Genomic DNA, 23015 nt, shown 5'->3' with positions numbered 1-23015 from the left:
AGGAGTCTTCGTGCCTTCCGCTCCAATCAACAGTGGTAATAATCAACAATGGCCTTTAACACAGCAAATTAAAATAAAATTACCTTGTTATAAAATTTCAGGAAGATGTCTAAAAAGGATGATGAAAGCATCTGGTACGGAGGTTAATAATGAATCGACAACAACGAATGAATCTATACGATATTCAACAAAGAGCCTATACCGAGGGAACAGTCGAACAAATTAATGATCAGTGGATATTTTTTGATGAGGAGACGGAAGAAGCAGCTATGCTGGAGGATTATCTACAGCAGGAAATTGAAGTTTTCCGGATGAATCGATGGAAAAAAGGGATTTTGTATGAGTCTGGGAAAATTCGAATCGGAAAAGAAGCGACCATGCTTCGGGACCATGACTTGGTGAGAATCCGGAAGCATTTAGTCTACTCCCTCGAAAGGCTTTTAGAAGGGGTTAATGATGACGCCTTCTTCCAATTTGTTACCACATTAAACTCACTAAACTTTTCCATTTACGATTGTATTTATTGCTACAATCATCTCTCATTTTTATCGGATGAACACCGGAAAGATGGCGTAAATTTTATGGTTTTTGATAATCAGGAGCAAATTTGCAATGTTCAGCATCACTTTTTCTACTACGAAAAGGTCAACGACCGCTTCGAATTCACTTTAAATACCGGAAAAAGACTTATTATCGAGAAAATGATTTCATGAAACGAAAAGGCAGGGATAATCCCAGCCTTTTTTAGTTTCCAATAAATCTGGCATAAAGTAATTTTGCTTTTACACTATCATTTGTTCCATGGACTAATACACGCCCATCCTTGAAAATAACCATGGAAATTTGGTCGTCAGGGGAAAATCGGAGCAGAAAGTCATTGGCAAGCACTTTGCCGCTTTTCTTTAAACTTGCTCCTAATTTTTTAAAATCAATTTCTCTTTTATCGCGAAAGTATATTTGCACTGTATTTCGACCGCAAAGAGTTGTATAGACTATTTGCTGCCTAGAGGACCGATCTAAAAACTCAAACTCCCGTTTACCACAGGCCGGACAATCTGGATTTCTCCCTTTTGTTATATCCATTTGCAAAAACTCATTTGACCATACATCCAATTGTTCCAGGTTCGGGCTCGTCTCTGCCTCAACGATTATTTTTATCGATTCCATTGCCTGAAAAGAACCGATAATACTTGTAAGCGGTGAAAGAACCCCGATCGTATCACAGGTTTCTCCCGTTCCAGTTGGAACATGTGGGAACAGGCAGCGATAGCAAGGTGTTTTCCCCGGAATAATTGCTGCAAACATCCCCCTTGAACTGACCGCTGCACCATGAACCCAAGGGATACTGTGTTTAACAGCTGCATCATTAATTAAAAAACGCGTCATAAAATTATCCGTTCCATCAACAATCACATGGACATCCTTTAAAAGATCCTCCGCGTTTTCGAGGTTCACATCGGCAATCACCGGTTCAATTGTTACACTGGAATTAATCGCATTTAGCTTGCTCTTTGCCGCAATCACTTTGGGTAAATGTAATCTTGCATCCTTTTCCTCAAAAAGAATCTGCCTCTGTAAATTTGATAGTTCAACTAAATCCCTATCTATTAACTTGATATAGCCAACCCCAGAGCGAGTAAGCTGGTTGGCAATCACGGTTCCAAGTGCTCCAACGCCAACAATGGCTACTCTGCTATTTAGCAATTTACGCTGACCCTCTTCACCAATGGGCTGAAAGAGAATCTGTCTTGAATAACGTTCTAAATCGTTCATGAAAATCTTCTCCTCACTAATAACAAATTATCTAAATATTTTAATTTTAATTTATCTTTTTAAAAGTTATAATAAATATTGGAAGAACTTCTCAGATTTTTTTCTAATATAATTAGAGATTAGTATAAAATCACAAAATAGAAAAGAGGGGAAAAATTTGAATCTAGGCGGTTTTAAAAACAAAGAAGTAGTTGTGGATTTAACAAACGGCACTGTAAATTACAGAACGATTAATGAAGAAGATGCAAAAAAATACATAGGCGGCCGTGGACTCGGTGTCAAATATGTATTAGATAATGGTCCCGAAGTAGAACCATTATCTGCTGAAAACGCTCTGTGTATCATGACTGGCCCTGTTACGGGATCGCGTTCTTCTATGAGCGGACGACTTTGTGTGGTTACAAAATCTCCACTTACAGGTACTGTGACTGATTCTCACATCGGCGGCTGGACGGCTGCACGATTAAAGTGGGCAGGTGTCGATAATATTATTTTCACTGGAAAAAGCGATAAGCCTGTTTACCTTTACATTGAAAATGGGCAGGCTGAACTCCGGGATGCTTCAAATCTTTGGGGAACAAGCACAAGAGCCTTTATTAAGGCGATGAAGGACCAATACGGTGAGGAAGACCTTAGCGTCATGACGATTGGTCAAGCCGGTGAAAATACTGTTCGATTTGCATCCTTTATTAATGAGCATGATCGTGCTGCAGGCCGTGGCGGCACTGCTGCAGTTGCCGGCTATAAAAAGTTAAAAGCGATTGTTATCAAAGCTGCTCAAAAAGGAAACATGCCAGCAGCAAAATTAGAAAGCGATTACAAAGAAGCTAATAAAAAAGCGGTAAAAGCGATCCTTGATGGCGGACTAACAGCGCCAAATAAGGGCGGTTTATCTGTTTATGGAACAAATGTATTGACCAATCTCATCAATGAGGTCGGTGCCCTTCCAACGAAAAACTCACAATTCACACATTGGGATGAAGCAGAAAAACACAGCGGTGAATTCGTAAACACCCATTTGCGGGTCGCAAACAATACCTGCCACGCCTGCCCTGTAGGTTGTAAAATTGAAGTAGAGGTAAAAGATGGAAAATATAAAACTCGAGTAGAAAGCGTTGAGTTCGAATCTGCCTGGTCCCTTGGTTCAAACTGCCTCTTAAGCAATGCCGAAGCGATTTCCTATCTAATTGACCGCTGTAATGAGTATGGTCTAGATACAATCGAACTTGGTCATGCTTTCTCTGTAACCATGGAGGCCTATGAGAAAGGCATCATATCCGAAGAACTGATTTGGGGCGATGCTGATTCCATGATTGAATTAACAAGAAAAATTGCCCATCGTGAAGGCTTTGGCGGTATTTTAGCTGAAGGTCCCGCGCGTGCAACTGCTCTCTGGGGCGCCCCTGAATTATCTATGTCCGTTAAAGGTCAGTCAATTCCTGCTTATGATCCACGAGGTATTCAAGGAATCGGTCTTGGCTATGCAACCAGCAACCGTGGTGCCTGTCACTTGCGCGGCTATACTGTCGCGAGTGAAATTGCCGGTATTCCTGAACCAACTGACCGGTTAAAGCCAGAAGGCAAAGGCGAATTATTAAAAATATTCCAAGACATGCTTGCCTTTTCTGACTCTATGAACATTTGCAAGTTCTCGTCTTTCTCTGAAAGTGCTGAACACTACGCAGAACAATATGGTGCCATGACTGGTATCCCGATGACAGCTGAGGATGTAATGAAGGCTGGAGAAAGAATTTACAATCTTGAGCGCTACTATAATAATCTTGCAGGCTTCGATAAACGCGAAGACGACTTTCTTCCAAAACGATTCACTGAAGAACCTGCATCAGGAAACAGCGCTGGTCATGTAAGCCGTATGGATATCATGCTAGAAGAGTATTACCAGGTTCGCGGCTGGAAAGATGGCATAGCCACAAGTGAGAAGCTTCGTGAACTAGGGATTATTGATCCTGAAATAAAACAAACTATTTAATAATGAAAAGGCTTCTGCGAGATATTGCAGAAGCCTTTTTCACCCGCCTACTCTGGTGGTTTTATATCGATATTTTTTAATAAGGTCATCCAGCTCATTCTCATCATTAGCACTAATGCGAATTTGGATAGAATTGACCTTAAATATTTTTGTGAAAGAAATCTCCATTTCTGATAAAACCTGCCCTTCCCAGCTATCTGCAGAATAAATAAACGGGAATGAGTCAGTTATCCGTCTTGCCCCGAGCTCTTCAAAATACATACCGAGATGTTCCTTACTAATCCCACGAAACTCTAAATCCCGATGTGGCATTTTAACCTCCTGCAACAGGCGGAAAAAGAGCAAATTGATCCGTTTCATTTACTTTAGTTTGAAGATCATCTAGATGGATAATATTCCTTCCATTTACATACACATGAACAAAAGGAAGCAGCGCTTTCTCACTTGAAAAAATTTCATTTTGTAAATCAGGAAACATTTCAACCATTTTCTCAAGAACATCAATTACTCGTTCGCCATCTGGCTGAACTTCTACAGTAACTCCACCACAAATTTGCCGGAGATTAGCAAACACCTTTACAAGCACAAAACCCTCTCCTCTCTATATATTTCAATATTAAAAGTAAATAACTAACTTGTCACTAGGGTTATCTTAAAAAAGCGCAAACAAATAGGCTGTCTTAAATAGACAGCCATTCCTTGTACAAATATCAGGGACTCAAAAATGACATAGGCAGTTGAACAAAGCCTAAATATAATACTAGCAGAAATGCCACCACAAACTGAATCCAAAATGCAGAAACTCTTCTTTGGTTAGCAACTCTGCCAAGAATCATTTCAAATAAGCCAATTATCCAGAGACCAACGACAGCTTTTAACCAATACATTGGTGTAATATTTCCAATCCCGTTTAATTTAGCTAGAAGCCCAATTCCTGTTGCTATAATGAGTAAGTACAGCACCCTTAAGATCATTTGAACAATTTTAGCACCTTTTGCTTTTCCTCCTTTATGTAAGGAAAGAGCCACAAAAAATAATATTAGCGCTAAAACCCACGAAGTAATATGAGCGTGAATCATCGAATTGCCTCCTTATGTATGTTTATTTCGTTTATTCGGAAACTATCATACCATAGGGAGTTCCAAAAATCGAAAAAAGTATGTTCTAAAATAGATAATTAATATGATATTGTTACTAATTCATGTCAGAAAATTTTTTTGAATTTTTGGTGATTGTTATCATTGGGCCGTATGAAACAAGTGGTGGAATCATGGCTCTAACCTGCCCTTCATCTGGCAGCGTGATATCAATCATCGGTGAATTTTCGTCAATTTTTCTTCCAAAAGTGGTGCCAATTTTTTTTATTACACTTATTAAATGCTCGTTATTTCGGAATTGAGTGGATGTTAATAATATTTTACCATTCCGTTTACAGTACACTTCGTTTGGTCCATTCACCAAAACTTCTGTAACATCACTATCCAAAAGAAGTGATTTAATCGGCCCAAATACATGGAAAGGAGTTATCATCTTAAGTTTCGGTGTAGATGATAAACTTCCACCGGAAGATGATACTTTTTTCAATCCTCCGCCTGTTTGATTATTTTTTTCTTGAATGCGCTTTAATAGACCCATTCAGTCGACCCTCCTCTTTCGGTAACTGGCTGGCATTGTGCTAATGCACTTTAGCCCCTTTAGCTTTGCGTCACTGATTTTCATCAGTTTTGCCTTTATCGAGAATCAGTAAATTTGTTATCGACTGTTCTCACTATTATCATAGTATGATTTTACCTCACAGAATATCCTACTAATCTATCATTTATAACCTTAAACAATAGTCGTTTTGACTCATTTTAATGTTTTTCAATAAAAAACTTTATTTGGGCTAATGAATCACATTACACTCGCCCAATCATAGAATGTAAAGATATTAATAAAAAAAGGGTGTTGAACATGCCAGCAATTGTTGGAGTTGCACAGGTCATAACACTTGGAAGCAGCTCTGTTTTCCATATTGGCGACGTTTATAAGATTATGCCCCTCTCCACTGCCAAAACCTTTTCCGGAGCAGGGTCCTTCAATACCGGAGAAAGCTTACTTCTTCATAATAATATTAGCTCAACCAACACAGCTGACTCTGATGTCATCGATCAAGGAATCGCTCTTAACGCTTAATGAATGGGTGGTTTACAATGAATTTTTATATCCAGCAGTCCATTCAGATTCATTTTATTAGAATTAATGGAATATCCAATTCCTCTGTCTTTCAAATTGGCAGCGCTGGAATCATAAAACCGGCGGCACATCTTTACAATACTGGAGGATTTACAGGGCCTGCACCTACTGCAAAGAAAGTTGGGCAGCTTCCATCAACCTCCATGAGTGCCCCTGCCGTCCCTTTACAGGCGCCGGTACGAACGACAGGAAAATTGTGAGGTGATTGAATGTATCAGGATTTTCACCAATACCTTCAATGGCTACAAATGACTCTTCAAGCTCAAGAACAAAGAATTGCGGCGCTAGAGTCTTCTCTAAAAAGAATGAAAGAAGAAATGAAGCAATTAAATGAAAGGAAGGCTATACACGTCGATAAAATCGAATATAAATTTGATCAATTGAAAGTCGAAACTCTTGAAGGAACCTTAAACATTGGCCTAAATCCATCCGATTTATCCGAAGTCGAAGACTTTGCGGTACAAAATCAATCATTAACCACTCCCATCGCCCCAAAAGCTCAAATGCAACGATCAATGAAAATTGAAGAAGCAATTTATAGATATTTAGAAACAGATTTACCACTCTTAGTAGAAAATACTGAGAAGGAATTAGGCCTGCAGCCGAATGAATCGTATTTATCCTTTATTAAACAAGATATCATCAAACAGCTTCCCAATAGAATTGAATACCATCTAAACACCCATAAAACTAGGAACACTTCTTCAGAACATGCCAATTTTGAGGAGTTCATCATTGAAACCTTAAAGCAGGAAATCCAAAATGGCGTACATTTATTTTTAAACAATTTGCCAGAACATGTGAAAGGAATGGGAAAGAATGAACTTTGAAGTCTATAATAGGGAACTCTGTGTAGGAAGTATCCGCATTATTGGGGTAGCGAGTTCCTCATTAGTCTTCGTAGGCGATACTGAAACAATCCAGCTTGCGTCTACATTCGATACCCCTGCAGAATCGTTAATCATTGGACCGTTTGTTCCTTTAGCACCGGAAGGGAGATAATTATGTTTGAACGGACTTCTTGTGTGGACAGAATAAACGTTGAGATTTTTTCTTTTGCCTCTATTTTTCAATTGGGGGATTCTTGCATTGTGAATGGATTGTCACGAGCTTTAGCAGTTCAAAGGGAAGCAGAAATTTTTTATGGGGATGAAGGAGCTCTCTCCCCCTATCGGGTATTTTCTGAGCCTATTCCTTTCCAACCAATTACTGAAGCTGTTACTTTCTATACTCACAATCAAAGTCCTAAAATTAAAGTTAACACAATCGATATTATCGGCGTATCTTCTTCTTCTCTTCTTCACGTTGGAAACAGTAATCATATATCCATGGAGGCAAGAGTTAAGCATATTAGACAGCTCCTTCCTATTCCTAGTTCGGAGGAGGATAAGGAGAGGCAGAGTGAAAAATAAACGAACAGGGACAACGATAAACGAATAGGTTACCAGTAGAATCATATTAATGGAGTAAAAACCCAAAAGGATGTTTTTTATGCCAGCAATTATTGGTCCAGTACAAATTGTAAACGTAGGCGGGGGAATTGTTCAATTCGGAGATACTGTTTATATATCTCCAAAAAGCGCCTCTAAAACTGCAGCAGGTTCAGGGGCATTTAATACTGGTGGATTAATTGTAACAAATAACGGTTTAAATGGAACCAATGTTCTTGATACTAATTTAATTGATCAGCCTATAGCGGGCAATAATTAAAAATGACATAAACCAATACATTGGTCTATGTCATTTTTTGTATTATTCAAGTTTCAATATATGAGCCCCGTCGAAGAAAAATAAATATCTTTGCGAAATCTTTCTTCTCCAAATTTGTTCGATAGCTTTTGAATAAATATCAATTTGCAGTCTGTATCTATTTTCAAGAATTGGTCTTGCCTGGATAAACCCGCCCTTATATCTGTCATTAATTCCATCAGATTTATAGTCGATTAGGATTAGTCCATTCTCATCTTCAAGAATGCAGTCAATAATCCCTTGAACAAAAACAGATTCATTCTCGTCCTTCCAATCTGAATAAACTTCATTTGCTGGCAGTGTAAGTGTAAACGGAATTTCTCTATAAATAGTCTTAGCCGAAAAATATTTTTGCCCCAATTCTGTTTTAAAAAATTGACAAATCAAATTGGTGTCGATAATTCCCGCTTGCTCCTCTGTTAGTAATTCATTCTGAACCATCCGGCCTAGCTGCTTGAGAACAGACTCATTCGTAATTGGCTTTGTCAAATCCACGTGCTGCATCACCATGTGCATGGCAGTACCACGCTCTGCAGGGCTTATTGACTTTTCCTGCATAAATTTAGGCCGGCTTAAAATTGGCTTTTTAATTCGGCGAACAAGGTCTGTACCACTTTGCTCATCAGCTATCTCCCGCTGGCGTTTCATTTCAGAGACGGTTTGCTTAGAGCGATGAGATGACGCATTTGGATATAAATATTCCCACGACAGTCTCGAATTAATTTCTTCTGAGTAAGCAGATGTTACCGGAACGACATTTCCCTTTTGAACCAATTCTAAGTTATGGTCCTCTTCTATTTCTAAATTTACTTCCTGTTTTTTTATTTCTTCTGCAGACATAATGGAAATTTTCCAACGGGAGGAATGATGTGTAATTTCCTCCGGTATAAACCCATTTGCGTCAGCAGTAGGGTTTAACATCTTGCTGTTCTGATGACGGATAAGTGCCGGTCCTATCCAATCAATATAACTAGTGCTGCTTGCGCGCTCATAATCCTTTAACAGCCATTCTTGATTCGTGGACATGTCTATCCATTGCTCAATCTTTTTTATCGCTTCCTTTAATGTAGCTGTCATGTAAAGCTTCTCCTTCGCCCTTGTCATGGCCACATATAACACCCGCATTTCTTCTGCAAGCATTTCCATTTTCTTTTTTCGCTTAAACGCAATTTGCGGTAAGGACGGATAGGATATTCTTTTTTCAGAATTGACATACTTTGAGGCAAATCCGAATTCCTTATCAAGCATATATGATTTTCGTATATCCATCATATTAAAGTTTCTCGCCATACCAGCCATAAAAACAATCGGAAATTCCAATCCTTTACTGCTGTGAATCGTCATAATCCTCACAACATCCTCCTGCTCCCCAAGTGCTCGTGCTGCACCGAGGTCATCCCCTCTTTCCATCATTCGTTCTACGAAACGTAAAAAGCGGAACAATCCGCGAAATGAGGTTTGTTCATAACCTCGCGCCCTATCATAAAAGGCCCGCAAATTCGCCTGCCTTTGTTTACCGCCTGGGAGGCCACCAACAAAATCGTAAAACTGTGTGTCCCGATAAAGCTGCCAGATTAATTCGGAAAGCGAGCCTTGACGTGCTAATTCCCGCCAAACTTTTAAGGAGTCATAAAACAGGCGAACTTTTTCATAAAAAGCTTCATTACTTTCAGTTTCCCTACTCCGGCAAAAAGCAGAAACAGCCTCCCAAAAAGATCCCCTTTTCTGATGAATACGAATCTTTGATAACTCTTCTTCATTTATACCAACAATTGGCGAACGCAGTACCGACGCTAAAGGAATGTCCTGGTAAGGATTATCAATAACCCGGAGTAGAGAAAGCATTATTGCCACTTCGGTAGCTTCAAAATAGCCAGTGGATAAATTGGCATAAATTGGAATTCCTTGTTGCTTGAATTCCTCCATAATTTGAGGTGCCCACGTCATGGAACGGAGGAGAATGACGATATCCCGATACATTATAGGCCGTTCCGATTTCGTTTTTGTATTATAAACTGGTGCTCCTTCTGCAACTAATTCCTTTATTTTGGCGGCGATTACTCTCGCTTCCAGCTGAGACTGTTCAAGATCTGCCTGATCAAATTCAGGCGCCACATCATTGGACTCACCTTCGCTGTCTGAAGTCGATTCGGCTGTTTCTGCTGTTTGGTCAATCATCATAACCTCTACGGGATAGGGAACTTCCTCGGGATACGGTGCACCATTTTTCAATTCTGCAGCTTCGTCATAAGCAATTTCCCCGACCTTAACACCCATAATTTGTTTAAATAAATAATTGGTGGCATCGAGAACCTCTTTCCGGCTGCGGAAATTCTGGGCTAAATCAATTCTAAGACCTGTCGAGTCCCCACCAAGACGGAAACGATTATACTTTCCTAAAAACAGATTTGGCTCAGCTAAGCGAAATCGGTAAATCGATTGCTTAACATCCCCGACCATAAATAGGTTGCCGCTTGCCTCCTCCGGCTTTGCTACCAGCTTTAAAATCGTTTCCTGCACCATATTCGTGTCCTGATATTCGTCACAATAGACCTCTTTAAAATGATTTCGAAAAGCGAGGGCTGCTTCAGAGGGGAAAAATTCTCCTTCTGGCGAAATATGACCTGTTAAAATATAAAGGCAATAATGCTCTAAATCCGCATAATCCACAAGACCTTTCACTTTTTTTGCTTTTTCAAACCGTACGGAAAATTCTTTAACGAGATGGACAAGTGTTTCAATTAGAGGCAGCATTTCCTCCATATCATGTAAAAAACTTTCCGGCCTCCGAGAAAAGAGCTCTTCTTTAATATCTTGAATTTTCTTCTTTGCCTTTTCCCTTAGCTTTTGTGCCTTTTCTGTCATACTTTCATCATATTCGCCTTTTTTCAGCCTTTTGGCAGTAGAAAATGACCAGTTCTGCATTGCCTGATATAGAACTGCCCATGAATCTTGTTTAGCTAAAATAAGCGTATCAATGACCTGTAAATCATCAATAAAATTTTCCGCCCTCGGGGAGGGACCTCCTGGCAGCTTTGTTAGTTCCAACCCCTTTTTAATCATTTCCTTGGCTGCATCCAACTGTAATTCAATATCAAAAAGGAGCGCATGGGTAAAAGGAAGTTCTTCTATATTGGTAATCCCGCCTACATCATACATAGAAACAATCCCATGTAAATATTCATCAGGGAGAGGATTGGACCGGGCAAAATCATAAATGGATCGAACAATATCCATTAATGCCGAATCACTCCGATCATTCGTGAATGAATCGACCAATTTAAAAAAAACCTCATTCTCCCCTTTTCCATATTCTTCTTCAAACAACTCGTCCATTACTTCATCCCTGATTAGTTGCGCTTCAGTTTCATCCGCGATTCTAAATCCTGGGTCAACATCGATTAAATAATAATATTTCCGGATTACCTCCATGCAAAAAGAATGAAGTGTTGAAATGGATGCTTTATTCAGCAAACTAAGCTGTTTTCTTAAGTGGCGGGAGCTTGGATCTGCATCGAGTGCTCTTTCCAATGCCTCGCCAATCCGGTGTCGCATCTCAGCTGCCGAAGCATTTGTAAATGTCACGACTAATAATTCATCAACATCGATTGGATTATCCTCCGAAAGAATTTTTCGAATGATTCTCTCGACTAAAACAGCAGTTTTTCCAGACCCTGCCGCCGCGGCGACAAGAATATCTTTATCTCTCGCCATTATCGCTTTCCACTGGTCATCAGTCCATGTCATGTTTTCCGGCTTTGGCGGAATAACATAATTACTCATTTGAATCAACCTCCTTCCGTATTAATCCCAATACCTCTTCCTTCGAATATGGTGTTAGAATCTTGTATTGATTGTTTTCAATCGATTCATCAAATTGACATACTGATTTATAGACGCAAAATGTACAAGGTGTTTTATCCTTCAGTTTGTATGGTGTGATGCCAATCTCGCCATCGATAATGGCATTTCCTGTTTTTTGATATAACTTACGGATATGGTTTTTGAGATTGTTGAATTCATTTAAACTGGCAACCTTAGATTTTTTGGACAAATTACCGTCCTTCTTAATGCCAGCAGCAATTATTTGCGAATCGCCGGATTCAAGGGATTGGTCCATCATGCGGATGACATTTTGATCACTCAGCATTAACCCATTCATTTTAAATTTTTTCATGATTTGATTTTCAATTTCATCAATTGTCAGCATTTTGGTAGTATTAATGAATGGATTATGAACATGAAAATATAGAACACCAGCGGGACTTGCTTGCATCTCTACCAATTCTTTTGAATGCGTCATAACAATATCAAGATAGGTTAACATTTGAAGGGCAAGGCCATAATACACTTCCGTTAAATTGACATCCTTTTCGCTAGATTTGTAATCAATCACTCGTAAAAATACCTGGTCATCTTCACCTTTCGCTTGGTCAACCCGGTCAATCCTTCCTGCTAACTCCATCTTTTTTCCATTTTTCAAAGTGAAGGACAACGGTGGCAGCTTGCCATTCGGTCCAAAAGCTAATTCCAAACCGATTGGCGAGAATCCACTCACTTTTGCATGCTCGCTTAAAACAAGAGAAGCACGAGTAATAATTTGCTCCAATTTTCGCTTGATATAAAGATGGCGCTCTGAGCTGAGAAGAATTTCATTTTGAAGCTTAGGTGCCAATGTCTTAACTGCTTCTTTTGAAAGTTCCTCACATTGCTGACGCGTTAACTGCGCCCATGTTAAATTTTGTTCATTGACGATATCCGCAATCTGCTTTAAAGCAGCATGAAATAATTCCCCAATGTCTGGTGCTTCTAAACGGAATACCTGCCGCTCACGAAGTTTTAGTCCATGCTGGGCGAAATGTGAGAAAGCACAACCATTATAAAGTTCCATTCTGGAAACACTTGCCTGAATTGCTTCACCATATAGTTCATCTGCTACTTCTTTCGAAAGCTTCACAGCCTGATTAGTGTAAAAAAGACTTGAGAAAACTTTAAAAGCCTGTCCCTTCCACTTGCTCTTCATATAAAAGTTATAAACATCCCACCATAAATCAGAAATCGGATAATGACGTTTGTTTAATTGCAGCTGGGAATTAAGATAGGATAAGGCAGTTGTTACATTCGATACAAAGCTTAATTGACCCTCCTCCGTTAATTCAGCAGGGTCTGTAACATAGAAATCCTCTCGGACGTCTGGAAACATATCTTTTATTCTTTTAATATACGAAGACGGAATCAAAGCTTTTCCTTCATCATTTGCTAAGGGATAACTTACGTATAGGATTTCGGAAGGTGCTGTAAAAGCTTTATAGGCCAAGAAGTTCTCGTCCAGCAGGCGCGTCCTGCTGCTAGGAGCCACCTTAATGCCTGCGTCTACTAACATTTCTCTATCTTCATCTGCTAAAATTCCATCACCAGAAATTTTACCAGGCAAGATGCCTTCATTAACACCCACTACAAAGACCACCTTGATTTCAGTCAGGCGTGATTTCTCCAAATCTCCAATTAATACTTGGTCGAGTGCTGGCGGAATTAGGGAAAAATGCATTGATTCAAAGCCCGTTTCTAAAATGGAAGCAAACGTTTTTAATGAAACAGACTCTTCTCCCAATATTTCAACATATTGGTCAAGTAAATCAATTACAGAATTCCAAACCTGTTCGTGTTCTCTTGCTCTAACTAAATTCCCTTGCTCTTCAGCCGCTATTTTCCAGTTTTCCAGCTTCGCAGGAATATCTAACTCCTCTAAAAATAAATAAACGGCTTCACAAAGCTTTCTTCCTGTATCTGCTTTTTTCAAGCGGCGTGTTAGACGCAGTATTGGAGCAGTTATCATAAGTTTTAACTCATTTAATTCCTGCTCCATTTCTTTTTCTGCATCTGTTTGAACATTTGTTTCCAACTCCAATGCTCTTATTCGCCGATAACTCCATCGATCCTTTTTCGTCCACTTACTGCCGTTTATTCCATATGCTAAAACATAGTTTTCCAATTTATCAAGCTTCTCTCGCATTTTTGCGGGATTATCCTGCAAAGGGTAGATTAATTCAGTTTTTATTACCCTGAAGACAGACTCATAGCGCCAATAAGAATTAATGACTTCAAGGCTTGAACGAATGAGCTCAATTAGAGGATGGTTTAGCATTGTCCTTTTCTGGTCGATAAAATAAGGAATCTGATAATCAGCGAAAACAGGTTCAACCGTCTCATGATAATCGGCACCATTTCTTATCAATACCGCCATATCTCGAAAGCGGTACCCCTTTGTTCGAACTAATTGGCGAATTTCTCTTGCAATCCCCTCTATTTCGGCGCGCCGATTTACTGCCTGAAAAATCGTAATGGCTGTATCCCCATGAAAAGCTTCCGCTGGGCGGACATCAAACTTTTCCTCTAAATGAGCCAATGACATCGTTTGCCATTTTTTTTGTTCTTTTAGGAATATTGGTCGTTCGATTTCAATTCCGCAGGCTTTTGCTATTTCGTAAATTGAAAAGCAGGCATCACTAGTTAAACGGAACAATTCCAATTCGTCCGGTACAGCATCGAACAATATCCGATCGGTTGTCAAGGCGACCGAAACGCGTTTACAGTGCTTCATTAATTCTTGAATAACCTGGTATTCCTGCGGTGAAAAGTTATAAAAGCCATCTATATAGATTTCAGCCTCTTTGAGATAATCCGAGACTTGGATTTTCTCTGCAAGAAGTCTAAAATAATCTTCCGAATCAATGTACTTCCCAAAAACCTCGTCTTCAAATTTTTGATAAATTAGTTCTAAATCATTCAACTTATCCTGCAGGGCTTTGGTGGCCCCTCCGGACTTTAATGAATCTTGAATTAGCTCTTCCGGCCGAATACAATAACGTTTAAATTCTGTAATCATTTGTTCTAGCTGCTGAACAAAGCCACTCTTATCGGCAGCCCGGTGGAACAATTTTAATTGATCCTTTTGGTCATCAATTATTTTTCGGATCAGCATATTCATCCCGACACTGCTTAAATGAACCCGGCTTATTCCACCCGTTTCTTGTAGGATGCGCCATGCCAAGCGGGGAAAACTAAACACTTGGGCCCGAATCATTCCGCCAATCTCTGGATTCACAGCCATACGGTATTCAGACAAAAAGGTCATCTGTTCTGGGGCAATATATATAATGGGATTTCCTTTTGGGTCTTCCAAAAGTTGATTATGAATTTCGTCAAAAAACATCGTCGTTTTTCCGCTTCCCGATCGCCCAATTACCATTCTTAATGACATGCATGAACCTCTCCTTTCCTATCCCTTCAAAAAAACTCTGTATCTTTCATTCTATCATAATATGAGTACAAACGTTTGGATTGCTGAAGACAGATTCATACCAAAATTGGTAATAAAAAAACACGATCGCAAAATCGTGTTTTCCTTTTTAATATTGTCTGTTGATTTCCGCTCCAATCAACAGTGTTATTCCATTTATTTACTTAAAAATGCACGTCCATTTCGTTTAATGGCCAGTAGCGCAAATCCACCTTACCGACTACTTGTTGGGCATTAATAAAACCAAAATGCCGGCTGTCCCAGCTGCCTAATCGGTTGTCCCCGAGTACAAATAATTTTCCGTTAGGCACGGATTCTACACCCGTAATTTCTTTTAAACTGAAATCGCCTGTAATTTTCACACCAGGTGACTTTTGTTTATACACATTCAAAAATGGCTCATCATACTTATGCCCGTTAATGTACAAGGTATCATCACGGTATTCGATTTTATCGCCAGGTAATCCAATAATTCGTTTTACAAAATCTTCTTTTTCATTTGCATGAAAAACAATTACGTCAAAACGATGCAATTCTCCGACTTGGTATCCAAGTTTATTCACTACCAGCTTATTTCCGTCCTGAAGAGTTGGCATCATTGACTCGCCTTCGACTACATAATTTGAAAAGAAAAAGGTTCGAATAAAAGCAAAAATGATGATACCAATGGCAAAAGCCTTCACCCATTCCATTCCTTCTTGTTTCCATTCAATCTTCACTGACATTCCTCCTCCGTTTCTCCTGTTCTTTCATTCTATCTATTTCTCCAGTATGGACATTTTCTAATGGTTTATTCAATCTAATCTCGATTCGTTTACCTACATACCACAGGATGAAAATAACAATTAATACAATAACCGTTCGATACGGCTGTGTTATCAAGGAATGAATGTCATAACCCACAAAGCTTAGAGTGAAAATCATCACTAGTTTTCCAATACATACCGCAAGCATATATTGAGCAACGCTGATTTTCGAAAGTCCGGCGACAATATTCACGACTGCTGAGGGTGTAAAGGGAAAACATAGTAATATGAAGAGAGGACCAAAGCCATGCCTGTCAACCCAGTCCATTAATTTTCGAACCTTCGGGTGATTAGGCAAAAAGGATAAAAGCCTTTTTTGTCCATATTTTCTGATTAAAGTAAATACCAGTAACGCACCAATGCAGGCACCCAGCCAGGAATATAGAAACCCCAGCCAAAGCCCAAATGCACTGGCATTAGCCATCACAAACAAAAATAAAGGGAGAAACGGCAAAAAGGCTTCGATAACAATAAGCAATATGACAGGGATGGGACCAAGAGCCCGATATTCCTGGATAAGATTCATTAAATTCTCAATTGTAAACCATGCTCTAATCGTTTCGAAATCCATCCGTTTCTCCTTATTCTATTTCCATTATTTTAGATGATGTTTTGGGGCTTAATTTGTAATAAATTGGTGCAGCGCTTCTTTATTTTTTTCGATATCAATATCTAATACCGCTCCCTCTCCTTCTATACGTGGTTCCGTAAAGCTATTTTCGACAGGAATCCTAAATGTTTCAACGTTTCCTCTTTTATCAGAAAAGAAATCTTTTGCCATAAAAATCATGTCAGAAGTTTTCATATTTGTATTAACGTACGGGGCAACAACTCCAACTAGTTTTGGGAGTTTTGTAATTGTTTGAAATCCACTTAATTGGTCTCTAATCGCTTTTACTGCCTTTTGCTGCCGCTCTACTCGCCCAAAATCCCCCATGGCATCATGTCGAAAACGAACATATCCCAGCATCTGTGTGCCATTTAATCGTTGCAGACCGGGCTCTAGCGTCATGTAAATATTCTTTTCCATTTTTTTCTCAACATCAATTTCTACCCCATTTGGGAAAGCTTCATCGATAAGCTGCACAAAGCCCTGAAAATCAACAATCGCATAATATTGCAAGTCAATATCAAAATTTTGTTTGATTGTTTGTCTCATTAATTCTGGACCTCCACGGGCAAAGGCAGAATTTATTTTATGTTTTCCATGGTCCGGAATCTCCACATAACTGTCACGCATAATCGAGGTAAGCTTAAAGGTGCCTTTATCTTCGTTATAATGAGCAATCATAATCGTATCGGCTCTGGCTTTTTCTTTTCCTCGTGCATCACTTCCAAGCAATAAGATATTGGTGTCTCCATACTGATCCTTCTTGCCTTCAAATGTATAAACAACTTTCGTTTCCTTCTGGTCTTTATTTATTTTTTTTAAAGATTGATTAACTCCTTGCTTAAATTGATAATAAGCATATCCTGCCACACCGCCAATTAGTAATAAGAATACAAGCAAAATGGACGTCCATCTTCTCTTTTTCTTTTTTTGATGTTTTTCAGACCTCAATGTAATCACCTATCTCGTCCATGTATTTTCAGTTCATCTATCTATAGCCTTATTTTACTTTTTCAAGGTTTCTTCTTTAATTCATTTTCCCCTATCAGATATCCTTCTATTAATAAAAACTTTCTCACGAAAATGAGAAAATTTGCAATAAAAAAGCTCGCTTTTAAGCGAGTTTTCTAAAAAGTAATGCAGTATTGCTTTTAATGAAGCTTTTATGTAAAATAAAATAAGAACATTTGTTCTTTTTTAGACAGAAAGGTGTGGTGGTAAATGACCAGGATTCCAGAGAATGATCGCGATATCATGGAAAAAGCCATCTATTTACCGATGGTTTTAATCGTCTTAAATCGGGACTTAGAAGTTGTGGATAAAAGCCCCTTCAAATTAAAAAAACCTTATTTGGATTTAATTGAGGAGACAATGAAAGAAATCCAGAGGGAACTCTCGGAGGTAAAACAATATATGAAAAAGAACAATCTTCAGGTAAATGAAACAAAACGGGACGATGCCTTTACAATGTTCATGTTTATTTATAAAGGATATGAAGAAAACCATAATTACTTTAATCCTAGAATTCGCAATAAAGTTCAAGAATTAATGGAGCTATATTTATTAAAAAAACACCTGTCCCGTTAGAGGATAATAATTAACCGGTTTACTCTTCACCCTTCGAGAATTCACCAGCATATTCATGGATACTTTCTGAGGCTTGTAACGTCTTGGGAACGTGCAGCAAGTAAGTTAGCTTTCTTCCCTTATGTTCAATTCTTTGTAAAATGGTTGATTTTAATAATGCCGTTCTTAATAATTGAGTTTCAATTGTAGAGCATGAAACCGGAAAAAGATAAGATTGTTTATTATGGAAAGTAATCAGTGTTTGGTTTGCCCCTGCACGACGGTAGTCCTTAATATGCGCCTGTGAGAGCCAAATACATTCAGGAATGCTAGGTGAGGCAGTTGGAAAAAAGAAAATGTGATTAGTCGGTTCAATGGCAATTGGGTTTTTGCGATTATAACCAGTTAATTTTCGCGTTCCCCTTTTCCGGCTTTCATAATCGACACCAAAGTAATCACAGCTATTTTTTATAATATCTAATGGTTTAAACGGAGACAGGAAACAATCCTCCACTTCATAAATCTGGGAATAAATTTTACTTCCATAAACGACAGGCTTCAAAAACATGGTGCATGAACTAATCTCATATTCTTCAATTTGCTGCTCTTTCAATCCATTCAACTCCTTTTCATACTCCTAATTCCACCATATCTTACCACTTTTATTTTTCCAATTCCTCTACTTTTCTGAATTGTTATTAATTATTCACATTTTATCTGTCAAGTAAAATGTTTCTGAAAATTAAAATAATTTAATGATATTATTCAAAAAAGCCCATATAATAAAAAAAAGCATCAGAGGTGATTTTCATGAGTGAAAAATCATACACGGAATTAATGAAACTTGGTGCCATGAAACGGAATCGACTGAAGGAAAATTTCGTCCAGGATTTATACATTGATATGCTCTTATCAGAAATCCAGCTAACAGTTGAAAAGGAAAAATTATTACGAAAAATCGACTATGCCATTGACCATCGGGACAAAAAGTCATTTCTCCATCTATCAGGACAGCTAAAAGAAATTAACAAACGATTTGGAACTTAAGCCTTCGGATTAATAAAAAGTGCCAGCCTATCATCTAAACGTGACAGGCTGGCACTTTTTTGATTGTATTGCAATTAGGAACTACGAACAAATACGGAAACCCCAAAGTTTCCAAATTCTTCTTGAATTTCTCTCTCAAAGCCGTTATCTAATAAGCATCTTTGAGCACGTGAAAAACGATCATTAGGGTTTAAAAGATTCCTACATGGATTCGCGCTGCCGATAACAGTTGCTTGTACAATTCTCCGAGGGGCTCTTCTGTCACTTTGGTTTCTTTCCCAAAAAATGAACACAATATCTGGTGAATTATTCACTATAGCACCCCCTTTCGTTCCGTTTCTATATTAAATGAAAGGGGGAAAAGGCTTGTCTAATGAAAATATCTACTTTTTTCCTAAATTTACATAAATAGGCTGATGACAAAGTGTTAGTCATCAGCCTGAAATTACATTGTTACTTTTCATTCTTTATTTGATATTCTTCCAGCATTGAAATCCGGTCAAGCATGGAAGGATGGGTATATCTAAAAATTTTCACTAGTAGCGGAGGTTTTACCTGGCTTAAACCAGATCGGGTCAATTCCTGAAATGAAGTAATGGCAGCTTCAGGGTTTTTGGTCATCTCAATAGCATACCGATCTGCCCGTGTTTCCTGATACCGTGACGCCAAATTTGTCAGCGGACTTGCCGCAAATAGCAGCATGGATATGATCATAAAAAATAACGGGAGAGACCTTATATCTCTAACATCTGAGATTTTCAATTCTTTTCCCCAGCGTTTAACTGTCCAATTCATAAATCTATACGTCAGATATAAACCCAATAGTGAAATTAATAAGTACCCTGCTATCCCCCAATAAATATGCTTTTCAACATAATGACACATTTCATGTGCCATGATAAATAAGATTTGGTCGTCTGTCAGCTTATTCAAGGTCGTATCCCAAAGAACAATCCTGGCGTTTGAGCCAATCCCGGTAACATAAGCATTTAATGAATTCGTTTTATCCGCCATATTCACTTCAAAAACATGTTGGGCAGGTATATGAGCCTTATCAGCGAGTGCTAATATTTTTGTTTCTAATTCTTTATTTTTTAACGGATAAAAATCATTGTAAAGCGGGTCAATGACAACAGGCTGCAAGAACATCATAAATAAGGTAAAAGGTATGGATAACAGCCAGCCATATAGCCACCAGCGCTTTTGGCTTTTTTTCATCAGCCAGTATAAGACTGGCACAATAATCAACCATGTTCCGTAATTAAGCCAAAAGTCAATTAGCTCATCCTTCATCCATGATGGGAAGGTCTGGGTAGAAATATGATAGATTTTGGATAAAGAATAACTTATATAATTTAAAGGTAAAGTGGCCAAGAAGGCAAAAAATGATAACCAAATCAAATAGATGGGAGTTTGCAAGAATTTGTACTTTGCAGAGCTTTCTGCCCACCGCTTAAAGACCTTGGAAAAACCAAATAATAAAATTAGAAAATAGAAAAGCCATTCAAAAGGCGTTGAAAGGAAAAATAATAAATTTCGTATTTTTGAATACTCTTCACTCAACATAAGCTCTCTGCCATTTAAAAAAGTTGCAGGATCCGCTTTAGTTCCTTGATATTCAAATGGCAGCTTTGGGTCGGCAAGATGGAATAAATACCAATAAAAAAACAACCCATATAGGCAAAAGGCCAAAACCGCATAGAACCCCATTTTTCTGACCATGATTTTGTCCCCCTTTGTGTACAACCTCTCTATACATAGTGTAGTAAAAAATCGTTGTTTTAGAACTGGACATAAAAAAAAGCCAGCAAATTACTGGCTACAATAGATAAGAATATAGGGCGAGAGCGGCTATAGAACCAAGCACAACAACAATGACATTAGCACCTAAAAAAGCGGCAATAAATGCGGCGGCGGCCCCTAAAATACCATACCAAATATCATCTTTTTGAATAAAGATAATCGCAGGAAAAATTAGTGCACCTAGTGTTGCATAGGGCACATTTTTTAATACGCCTTGAATAAAAGGGGGAAGCTCTTTCCCCTTAAAGAGAACAAAGGGCAGCATGCGGGGAATATAGGTAACCAATCCCATACCAACAATCATCCAAATGATTTCACTTCTCATGTCCAGCACCTCTGTATTTAGCTTTTATGACTTCTGCTAACTCAATAAGGATGGCAGATAAAAGGGTTGCCGTCACAATAGACCAACCTTGCGCCAAGATGTGTCCAATAGTAAAAATAGAATTAAAAGTGGCCCCAAAGACCGCCAGAAAAATAACTTTAACATTATTTTTCATCGAAGGAACCAAAAGACCAATAAACATCGCATACAAAGCCACAGCCATACTTTCTTGCAAAGTTTGAGGAAGGTTTGCTCCAATTAAATGACCTACGCCAGAAAAAACAACCCAGCTCGTATAGGAAACGGATATAACCCCAAACATAAAGCCTGTCGATGCAGTGCCCTCTTTAGTGGCTACGACAGAAAAAGTTTCATCTGTTATGCCGAAAGAATAGATTAACTTATTAATTAATTGGTCTTCTTCACATTTTTCATTTAAAGATGTACTCATTAAAAAATGGCGAATGTTTACGATGAAAGTCGTTAAGATAATCTCGAAAATCCCTGTCCCATAGGCAATTAAACTTAATGAAATATATTGAGATGCGCCGGCAAACACAATAAGACTCATTAATACTGTTTCATAAATTGATAGCCCCGAAGTTTTTGCGAGGAGACCAAAAGTCAGTGCAATCGGAAAATAGCCAATCCCGATACTGATTCCTGCTTGAAGCCCTTTTTTAAAATCTGATGATTCCTTTCCTAAAGCCAGATCTGCCAACTTTATTCCCCCCTTGTTTCAATCACACAATTAAGCATAAATTTTAGCAAATTTTTAGAAATTAATAAATAAAAAACATGGCAGACAGCCATGTTTACATGCTACTCGAAAAACTCTTGACAGCCATTTATTTGATTTGCATCTTTTTAAATTATTAGCGTTAATTTGTTAGAATATAAAGGCTTTTCAACGGGTCTGTTGATTTACGCTCCAGGCGCTTCGCGCACCTTAGGGCGTGCCGTGGAGCCTCCTCGTCGCTTCGCTCCAATCAACAGAGTGTTTTTTATGGGATAAATGCCATGTTTATTTGCCTTTAAATACTGGTTTTCTTTTCTCAGCGAAGGCCTGCAAAGCTTCTATCCGATCTTCAGTTGGAAGTGTCACTTCATAGGCTTTTCGCTCGATTTGCAGACCAGTGCTTAGATCAGTATTCATACCATTTTTAATTGCAAATTTCGCTTGCTGTAAAGCTACTGGCCCATTTGCAAGCAGCCCGGAACAAAAAGCGATACTTTCTGAGAGAAGCTGTTTACGATCAACAACCTTTGTCAAAATCCCAAAACTACACGCCTCGTCAGCAGTAAGCCTGCGTGCGGTCAAAATGAGCTCCAACGCTTTGGCTTGACCGATTAATCTTGGCAGGCGCTGAGTTCCTCCTGCACCAGGTATAATCGCTAGACTTGTCTCCGTTAATCCCATTACCGCAACATTTGCTGCAATGCGAAAATCGCAGGCAAGGGCGAGCTCCATTCCACCGCCAAAGGCAAAGCCGTTAATAGCAGCTACAGTCGGCTGCGGCAGTTGATCAATGGCATTAAATACCTCATTAATTTTGTATAAATTTCGTTTCACTTGTTCATCAGTAAGGTTTTTTCGCTCTTTTAAATCAGCCCCCACACTAAAGGCTTTTTCCCCCGCTCCACTAAAAATAACAGCGCGGATTTCTGGATTGATACGAATGTCTTCTACCTTTCTTTGCAGCTCAAGTAAAGTTTCATAATTAAAAGCATTTAGTGCTTCCGCACGATTAATCGTAACAACGGCAATATGATTCTCTAAATTCACTAAAATTTGCTCCATAACTTCCACT

26 protein-coding genes and 1 riboswitch are annotated in these 23015 nt (G+C 38.7%); of the genes, 10 read left to right on the top strand and 16 right to left on the bottom strand.

The genetic code is table 11. From position 1 onward, the window contains the following. The first annotated feature begins 149 nt into the window (after nt 1-149). Nucleotides 150-713, top strand: a complete 564-nt coding sequence (locus tag V7161_RS13760; protein WP_223592879.1) for a DUF2777 domain-containing protein — start codon at nt 150-152, stop codon at nt 711-713. A gap of 31 nt (nt 714-744) precedes the next feature. Here V7161_RS13760 and V7161_RS13755 read toward each other — a convergent pair whose 3' ends face one another. Further along, nucleotides 745-1773 (bottom strand): ThiF family adenylyltransferase, encoded by a 1029-nt coding sequence (locus tag V7161_RS13755; RefSeq protein WP_335445718.1) that lies wholly within the window; start codon nt 1771-1773, stop codon nt 745-747. A 157-nt stretch (nt 1774-1930) separates the two neighbouring features. Between V7161_RS13755 and V7161_RS13750 the strand changes: the two genes are divergently transcribed. Further along, on the top strand, nt 1931-3763 hold the full coding sequence (locus V7161_RS13750) for an aldehyde ferredoxin oxidoreductase family protein (protein ID WP_335445716.1): 1833 nt from the start codon (nt 1931-1933) through the stop codon (nt 3761-3763). Between the two features lie 39 nt (nt 3764-3802). On the opposite strand, the gene V7161_RS13745 is transcribed toward V7161_RS13750, so the two are convergent. The 4 genes from V7161_RS13745 to V7161_RS13730 form a co-directional block, all read right to left on the bottom strand. Then, nucleotides 3803-4075 carry a hypothetical protein gene (locus tag V7161_RS13745; RefSeq protein ID WP_335445714.1) on the bottom strand — a complete coding sequence of 91 codons (273 nt, stop codon included), beginning with the start codon at nt 4073-4075 and terminating at the stop codon, nt 3803-3805. Nucleotide 4076: 1 nt separating this feature from the next. Further along, on the bottom strand, nt 4077-4349 hold the full coding sequence (locus V7161_RS13740; protein WP_335445712.1) for a ubiquitin-like small modifier protein 1: 273 nt from the start codon (nt 4347-4349) through the stop codon (nt 4077-4079). Nucleotides 4350-4473: 124 nt separating this feature from the next. Further along, nucleotides 4474-4842: a YisL family protein gene (locus V7161_RS13735; protein WP_335445710.1), complete on the bottom strand. Its 369-nt coding sequence runs from the start codon at nt 4840-4842 to the stop codon at nt 4474-4476. A gap of 115 nt (nt 4843-4957) precedes the next feature. Continuing rightward, on the bottom strand, nt 4958-5398 hold the full coding sequence (locus V7161_RS13730; RefSeq protein ID WP_335445708.1) for an ATPase, T2SS/T4P/T4SS family: 441 nt from the start codon (nt 5396-5398) through the stop codon (nt 4958-4960). A gap of 17 nt (nt 5399-5415) precedes the next feature. After that, a riboswitch (cyclic di-GMP riboswitch) is annotated at nt 5416-5502 on the bottom strand. A 214-nt stretch (nt 5503-5716) separates the two neighbouring features. Here V7161_RS13730 and V7161_RS13725 point away from each other — a divergent pair. From V7161_RS13725 to V7161_RS13700, 6 genes are all read left to right on the top strand, one after another. Next, on the top strand, nt 5717-5938 hold the full coding sequence (locus V7161_RS13725; protein WP_335445706.1) for a spore germination protein: 222 nt from the start codon (nt 5717-5719) through the stop codon (nt 5936-5938). Between the two features lie 17 nt (nt 5939-5955). Beyond that, nucleotides 5956-6198: a spore germination protein GerPB gene (locus V7161_RS13720; RefSeq protein WP_335445704.1), complete on the top strand. Its 243-nt coding sequence runs from the start codon at nt 5956-5958 to the stop codon at nt 6196-6198. A 9-nt stretch (nt 6199-6207) separates the two neighbouring features. Next, nucleotides 6208-6828, top strand: a complete 621-nt coding sequence (gene gerPC, locus V7161_RS13715) for a spore germination protein GerPC (RefSeq protein ID WP_335445702.1) — start codon at nt 6208-6210, stop codon at nt 6826-6828. After that, nucleotides 6818-7000, top strand: a complete 183-nt coding sequence (locus V7161_RS13710; protein WP_289982827.1) for a spore gernimation protein GerPD — start codon at nt 6818-6820, stop codon at nt 6998-7000. The genes gerPC and V7161_RS13710 overlap by 11 nt, the downstream gene beginning before the upstream one ends. Before the next feature lie 2 nt (nt 7001-7002). Then, nucleotides 7003-7410 (top strand): spore germination protein GerPE, encoded by a 408-nt coding sequence (locus V7161_RS13705; RefSeq protein WP_335445700.1) that lies wholly within the window; start codon nt 7003-7005, stop codon nt 7408-7410. 79 nt (nt 7411-7489) lie between these two features. Further along, complete coding sequence (locus V7161_RS13700; protein WP_223592895.1) at nt 7490-7708, top strand: spore germination protein; 219 nt, start codon at nt 7490-7492, stop codon at nt 7706-7708. A gap of 42 nt (nt 7709-7750) precedes the next feature. Here V7161_RS13700 and addA read toward each other — a convergent pair whose 3' ends face one another. The 5 genes from addA to V7161_RS13675 form a co-directional block, all read right to left on the bottom strand. Continuing rightward, nucleotides 7751-11530, bottom strand: a complete 3780-nt coding sequence (gene addA / locus V7161_RS13695) for a helicase-exonuclease AddAB subunit AddA (RefSeq protein ID WP_335445699.1) — start codon at nt 11528-11530, stop codon at nt 7751-7753. Beyond that, complete coding sequence (gene addB, locus V7161_RS13690) at nt 11523-15008, bottom strand: helicase-exonuclease AddAB subunit AddB (RefSeq protein WP_335445697.1); 3486 nt, start codon at nt 15006-15008, stop codon at nt 11523-11525. Before addB ends, addA begins: the two co-directional genes overlap by 8 nt. A 203-nt stretch (nt 15009-15211) precedes the next feature. After that, nucleotides 15212-15766 (bottom strand): signal peptidase I, encoded by a 555-nt coding sequence (lepB, locus tag V7161_RS13685; RefSeq protein ID WP_335445695.1) that lies wholly within the window; start codon nt 15764-15766, stop codon nt 15212-15214. Next, nucleotides 15756-16424 carry a TVP38/TMEM64 family protein gene (locus tag V7161_RS13680; protein WP_335445694.1) on the bottom strand — a complete coding sequence of 223 codons (669 nt, stop codon included), beginning with the start codon at nt 16422-16424 and terminating at the stop codon, nt 15756-15758. Before V7161_RS13680 ends, lepB begins: the two co-directional genes overlap by 11 nt. A gap of 48 nt (nt 16425-16472) precedes the next feature. Further along, nucleotides 16473-17423 carry an LCP family protein gene (locus tag V7161_RS13675; RefSeq protein WP_335445692.1) on the bottom strand — a complete coding sequence of 317 codons (951 nt, stop codon included), beginning with the start codon at nt 17421-17423 and terminating at the stop codon, nt 16473-16475. A gap of 261 nt (nt 17424-17684) precedes the next feature. On the opposite strand from V7161_RS13675, the gene V7161_RS13670 reads away from it, so the two are divergent. Next, the gene (locus V7161_RS13670; protein ID WP_335445690.1) at nt 17685-18050 is read left to right on the top strand and encodes a hypothetical protein; all 366 of its coding nucleotides are present in this window, start codon (nt 17685-17687) and stop codon (nt 18048-18050) included. A gap of 19 nt (nt 18051-18069) precedes the next feature. Here V7161_RS13670 and V7161_RS13665 read toward each other — a convergent pair whose 3' ends face one another. Beyond that, nucleotides 18070-18642, bottom strand: coding sequence for a competence protein ComK (locus tag V7161_RS13665; protein ID WP_335445688.1), 573 nt, complete (start codon nt 18640-18642; stop codon nt 18070-18072). Nucleotides 18643-18839: 197 nt separating this feature from the next. Here V7161_RS13665 and V7161_RS13660 point away from each other — a divergent pair, with 197 nt between their 5' ends. Then, on the top strand, nt 18840-19076 hold the full coding sequence (locus tag V7161_RS13660) for an IDEAL domain-containing protein (RefSeq protein WP_223592908.1): 237 nt from the start codon (nt 18840-18842) through the stop codon (nt 19074-19076). A gap of 74 nt (nt 19077-19150) precedes the next feature. Here the strand turns inward: V7161_RS13660 and V7161_RS13655 are convergent, their stop codons facing one another. The 5 genes from V7161_RS13655 to V7161_RS13635 form a co-directional block, all read right to left on the bottom strand. Then, the gene (locus V7161_RS13655) at nt 19151-19390 is read right to left on the bottom strand and encodes a hypothetical protein (protein ID WP_335445686.1); all 240 of its coding nucleotides are present in this window, start codon (nt 19388-19390) and stop codon (nt 19151-19153) included. Between the two features lie 139 nt (nt 19391-19529). Then, on the bottom strand, nt 19530-20798 hold the full coding sequence (locus V7161_RS13650; protein ID WP_335445684.1) for a M48 family metallopeptidase: 1269 nt from the start codon (nt 20796-20798) through the stop codon (nt 19530-19532). 97 nt (nt 20799-20895) lie between these two features. Beyond that, on the bottom strand, nt 20896-21204 hold the full coding sequence (locus V7161_RS13645) for an AzlD domain-containing protein (RefSeq protein ID WP_335445682.1): 309 nt from the start codon (nt 21202-21204) through the stop codon (nt 20896-20898). Further along, nucleotides 21194-21925 carry an AzlC family ABC transporter permease gene (locus V7161_RS13640; protein WP_335445681.1) on the bottom strand — a complete coding sequence of 244 codons (732 nt, stop codon included), beginning with the start codon at nt 21923-21925 and terminating at the stop codon, nt 21194-21196. Before V7161_RS13640 ends, V7161_RS13645 begins: the two co-directional genes overlap by 11 nt. Nucleotides 21926-22228: 303 nt before the next feature. Then, nucleotides 22229-23005 (bottom strand): enoyl-CoA hydratase-related protein, encoded by a 777-nt coding sequence (locus V7161_RS13635; RefSeq protein WP_335445679.1) that lies wholly within the window; start codon nt 23003-23005, stop codon nt 22229-22231. Nucleotides 23006-23015: the final 10 nt, after the last annotated feature.

The sequence above is a fragment of the Neobacillus drentensis genome (genome assembly GCF_036965425.1).
Taxonomy (GTDB): domain Bacteria; phylum Bacillota; class Bacilli; order Bacillales; family Cytobacillaceae; genus Neobacillus; species Neobacillus drentensis_F.
Note: the sequence above shows the minus strand (reverse complement) of the source record. Positions and strands in the feature narration are given on the sequence as shown.

Coding starts and splice junctions, on each gene's coding strand:
- V7161_RS13680 (WP_335445694.1), bottom strand. CDS start 16,424: ATGGATTTCGAAACGATTAGAGCATGGTTTACAATTGAGAATTTAATG.
- V7161_RS13725 (WP_335445706.1), top strand. CDS start 5,717: ATGCCAGCAATTGTTGGAGTTGCACAGGTCATAACACTTGGAAGCAGC.
- V7161_RS13755 (WP_335445718.1), bottom strand. CDS start 1,773: ATGAACGATTTAGAACGTTATTCAAGACAGATTCTCTTTCAGCCCATT.
- V7161_RS13660 (WP_223592908.1), top strand. CDS start 18,840: ATGAGTGAAAAATCATACACGGAATTAATGAAACTTGGTGCCATGAAA.
- V7161_RS13720 (WP_335445704.1), top strand. CDS start 5,956: ATGAATTTTTATATCCAGCAGTCCATTCAGATTCATTTTATTAGAATT.
- V7161_RS13735 (WP_335445710.1), bottom strand. CDS start 4,842: ATGATTCACGCTCATATTACTTCGTGGGTTTTAGCGCTAATATTATTT.
- V7161_RS13710 (WP_289982827.1), top strand. CDS start 6,818: ATGAACTTTGAAGTCTATAATAGGGAACTCTGTGTAGGAAGTATCCGC.
- V7161_RS13705 (WP_335445700.1), top strand. CDS start 7,003: ATGTTTGAACGGACTTCTTGTGTGGACAGAATAAACGTTGAGATTTTT.
- V7161_RS13730 (WP_335445708.1), bottom strand. CDS start 5,398: ATGGGTCTATTAAAGCGCATTCAAGAAAAAAATAATCAAACAGGCGGA.
- gerPC (WP_335445702.1), top strand. CDS start 6,208: ATGTATCAGGATTTTCACCAATACCTTCAATGGCTACAAATGACTCTT.
- V7161_RS13670 (WP_335445690.1), top strand. CDS start 17,685: ATGACCAGGATTCCAGAGAATGATCGCGATATCATGGAAAAAGCCATC.
- V7161_RS13700 (WP_223592895.1), top strand. CDS start 7,490: ATGCCAGCAATTATTGGTCCAGTACAAATTGTAAACGTAGGCGGGGGA.
- addB (WP_335445697.1), bottom strand. CDS start 15,008: ATGTCATTAAGAATGGTAATTGGGCGATCGGGAAGCGGAAAAACGACG.
- V7161_RS13635 (WP_335445679.1), bottom strand. CDS start 23,005: ATGGAGCAAATTTTAGTGAATTTAGAGAATCATATTGCCGTTGTTACG.
- V7161_RS13650 (WP_335445684.1), bottom strand. CDS start 20,798: ATGGTCAGAAAAATGGGGTTCTATGCGGTTTTGGCCTTTTGCCTATAT.
- V7161_RS13745 (WP_335445714.1), bottom strand. CDS start 4,075: ATGCCACATCGGGATTTAGAGTTTCGTGGGATTAGTAAGGAACATCTC.
- V7161_RS13645 (WP_335445682.1), bottom strand. CDS start 21,204: ATGAGAAGTGAAATCATTTGGATGATTGTTGGTATGGGATTGGTTACC.
- V7161_RS13760 (WP_223592879.1), top strand. CDS start 150: ATGAATCGACAACAACGAATGAATCTATACGATATTCAACAAAGAGCC.
- addA (WP_335445699.1), bottom strand. CDS start 11,530: ATGAGTAATTATGTTATTCCGCCAAAGCCGGAAAACATGACATGGACT.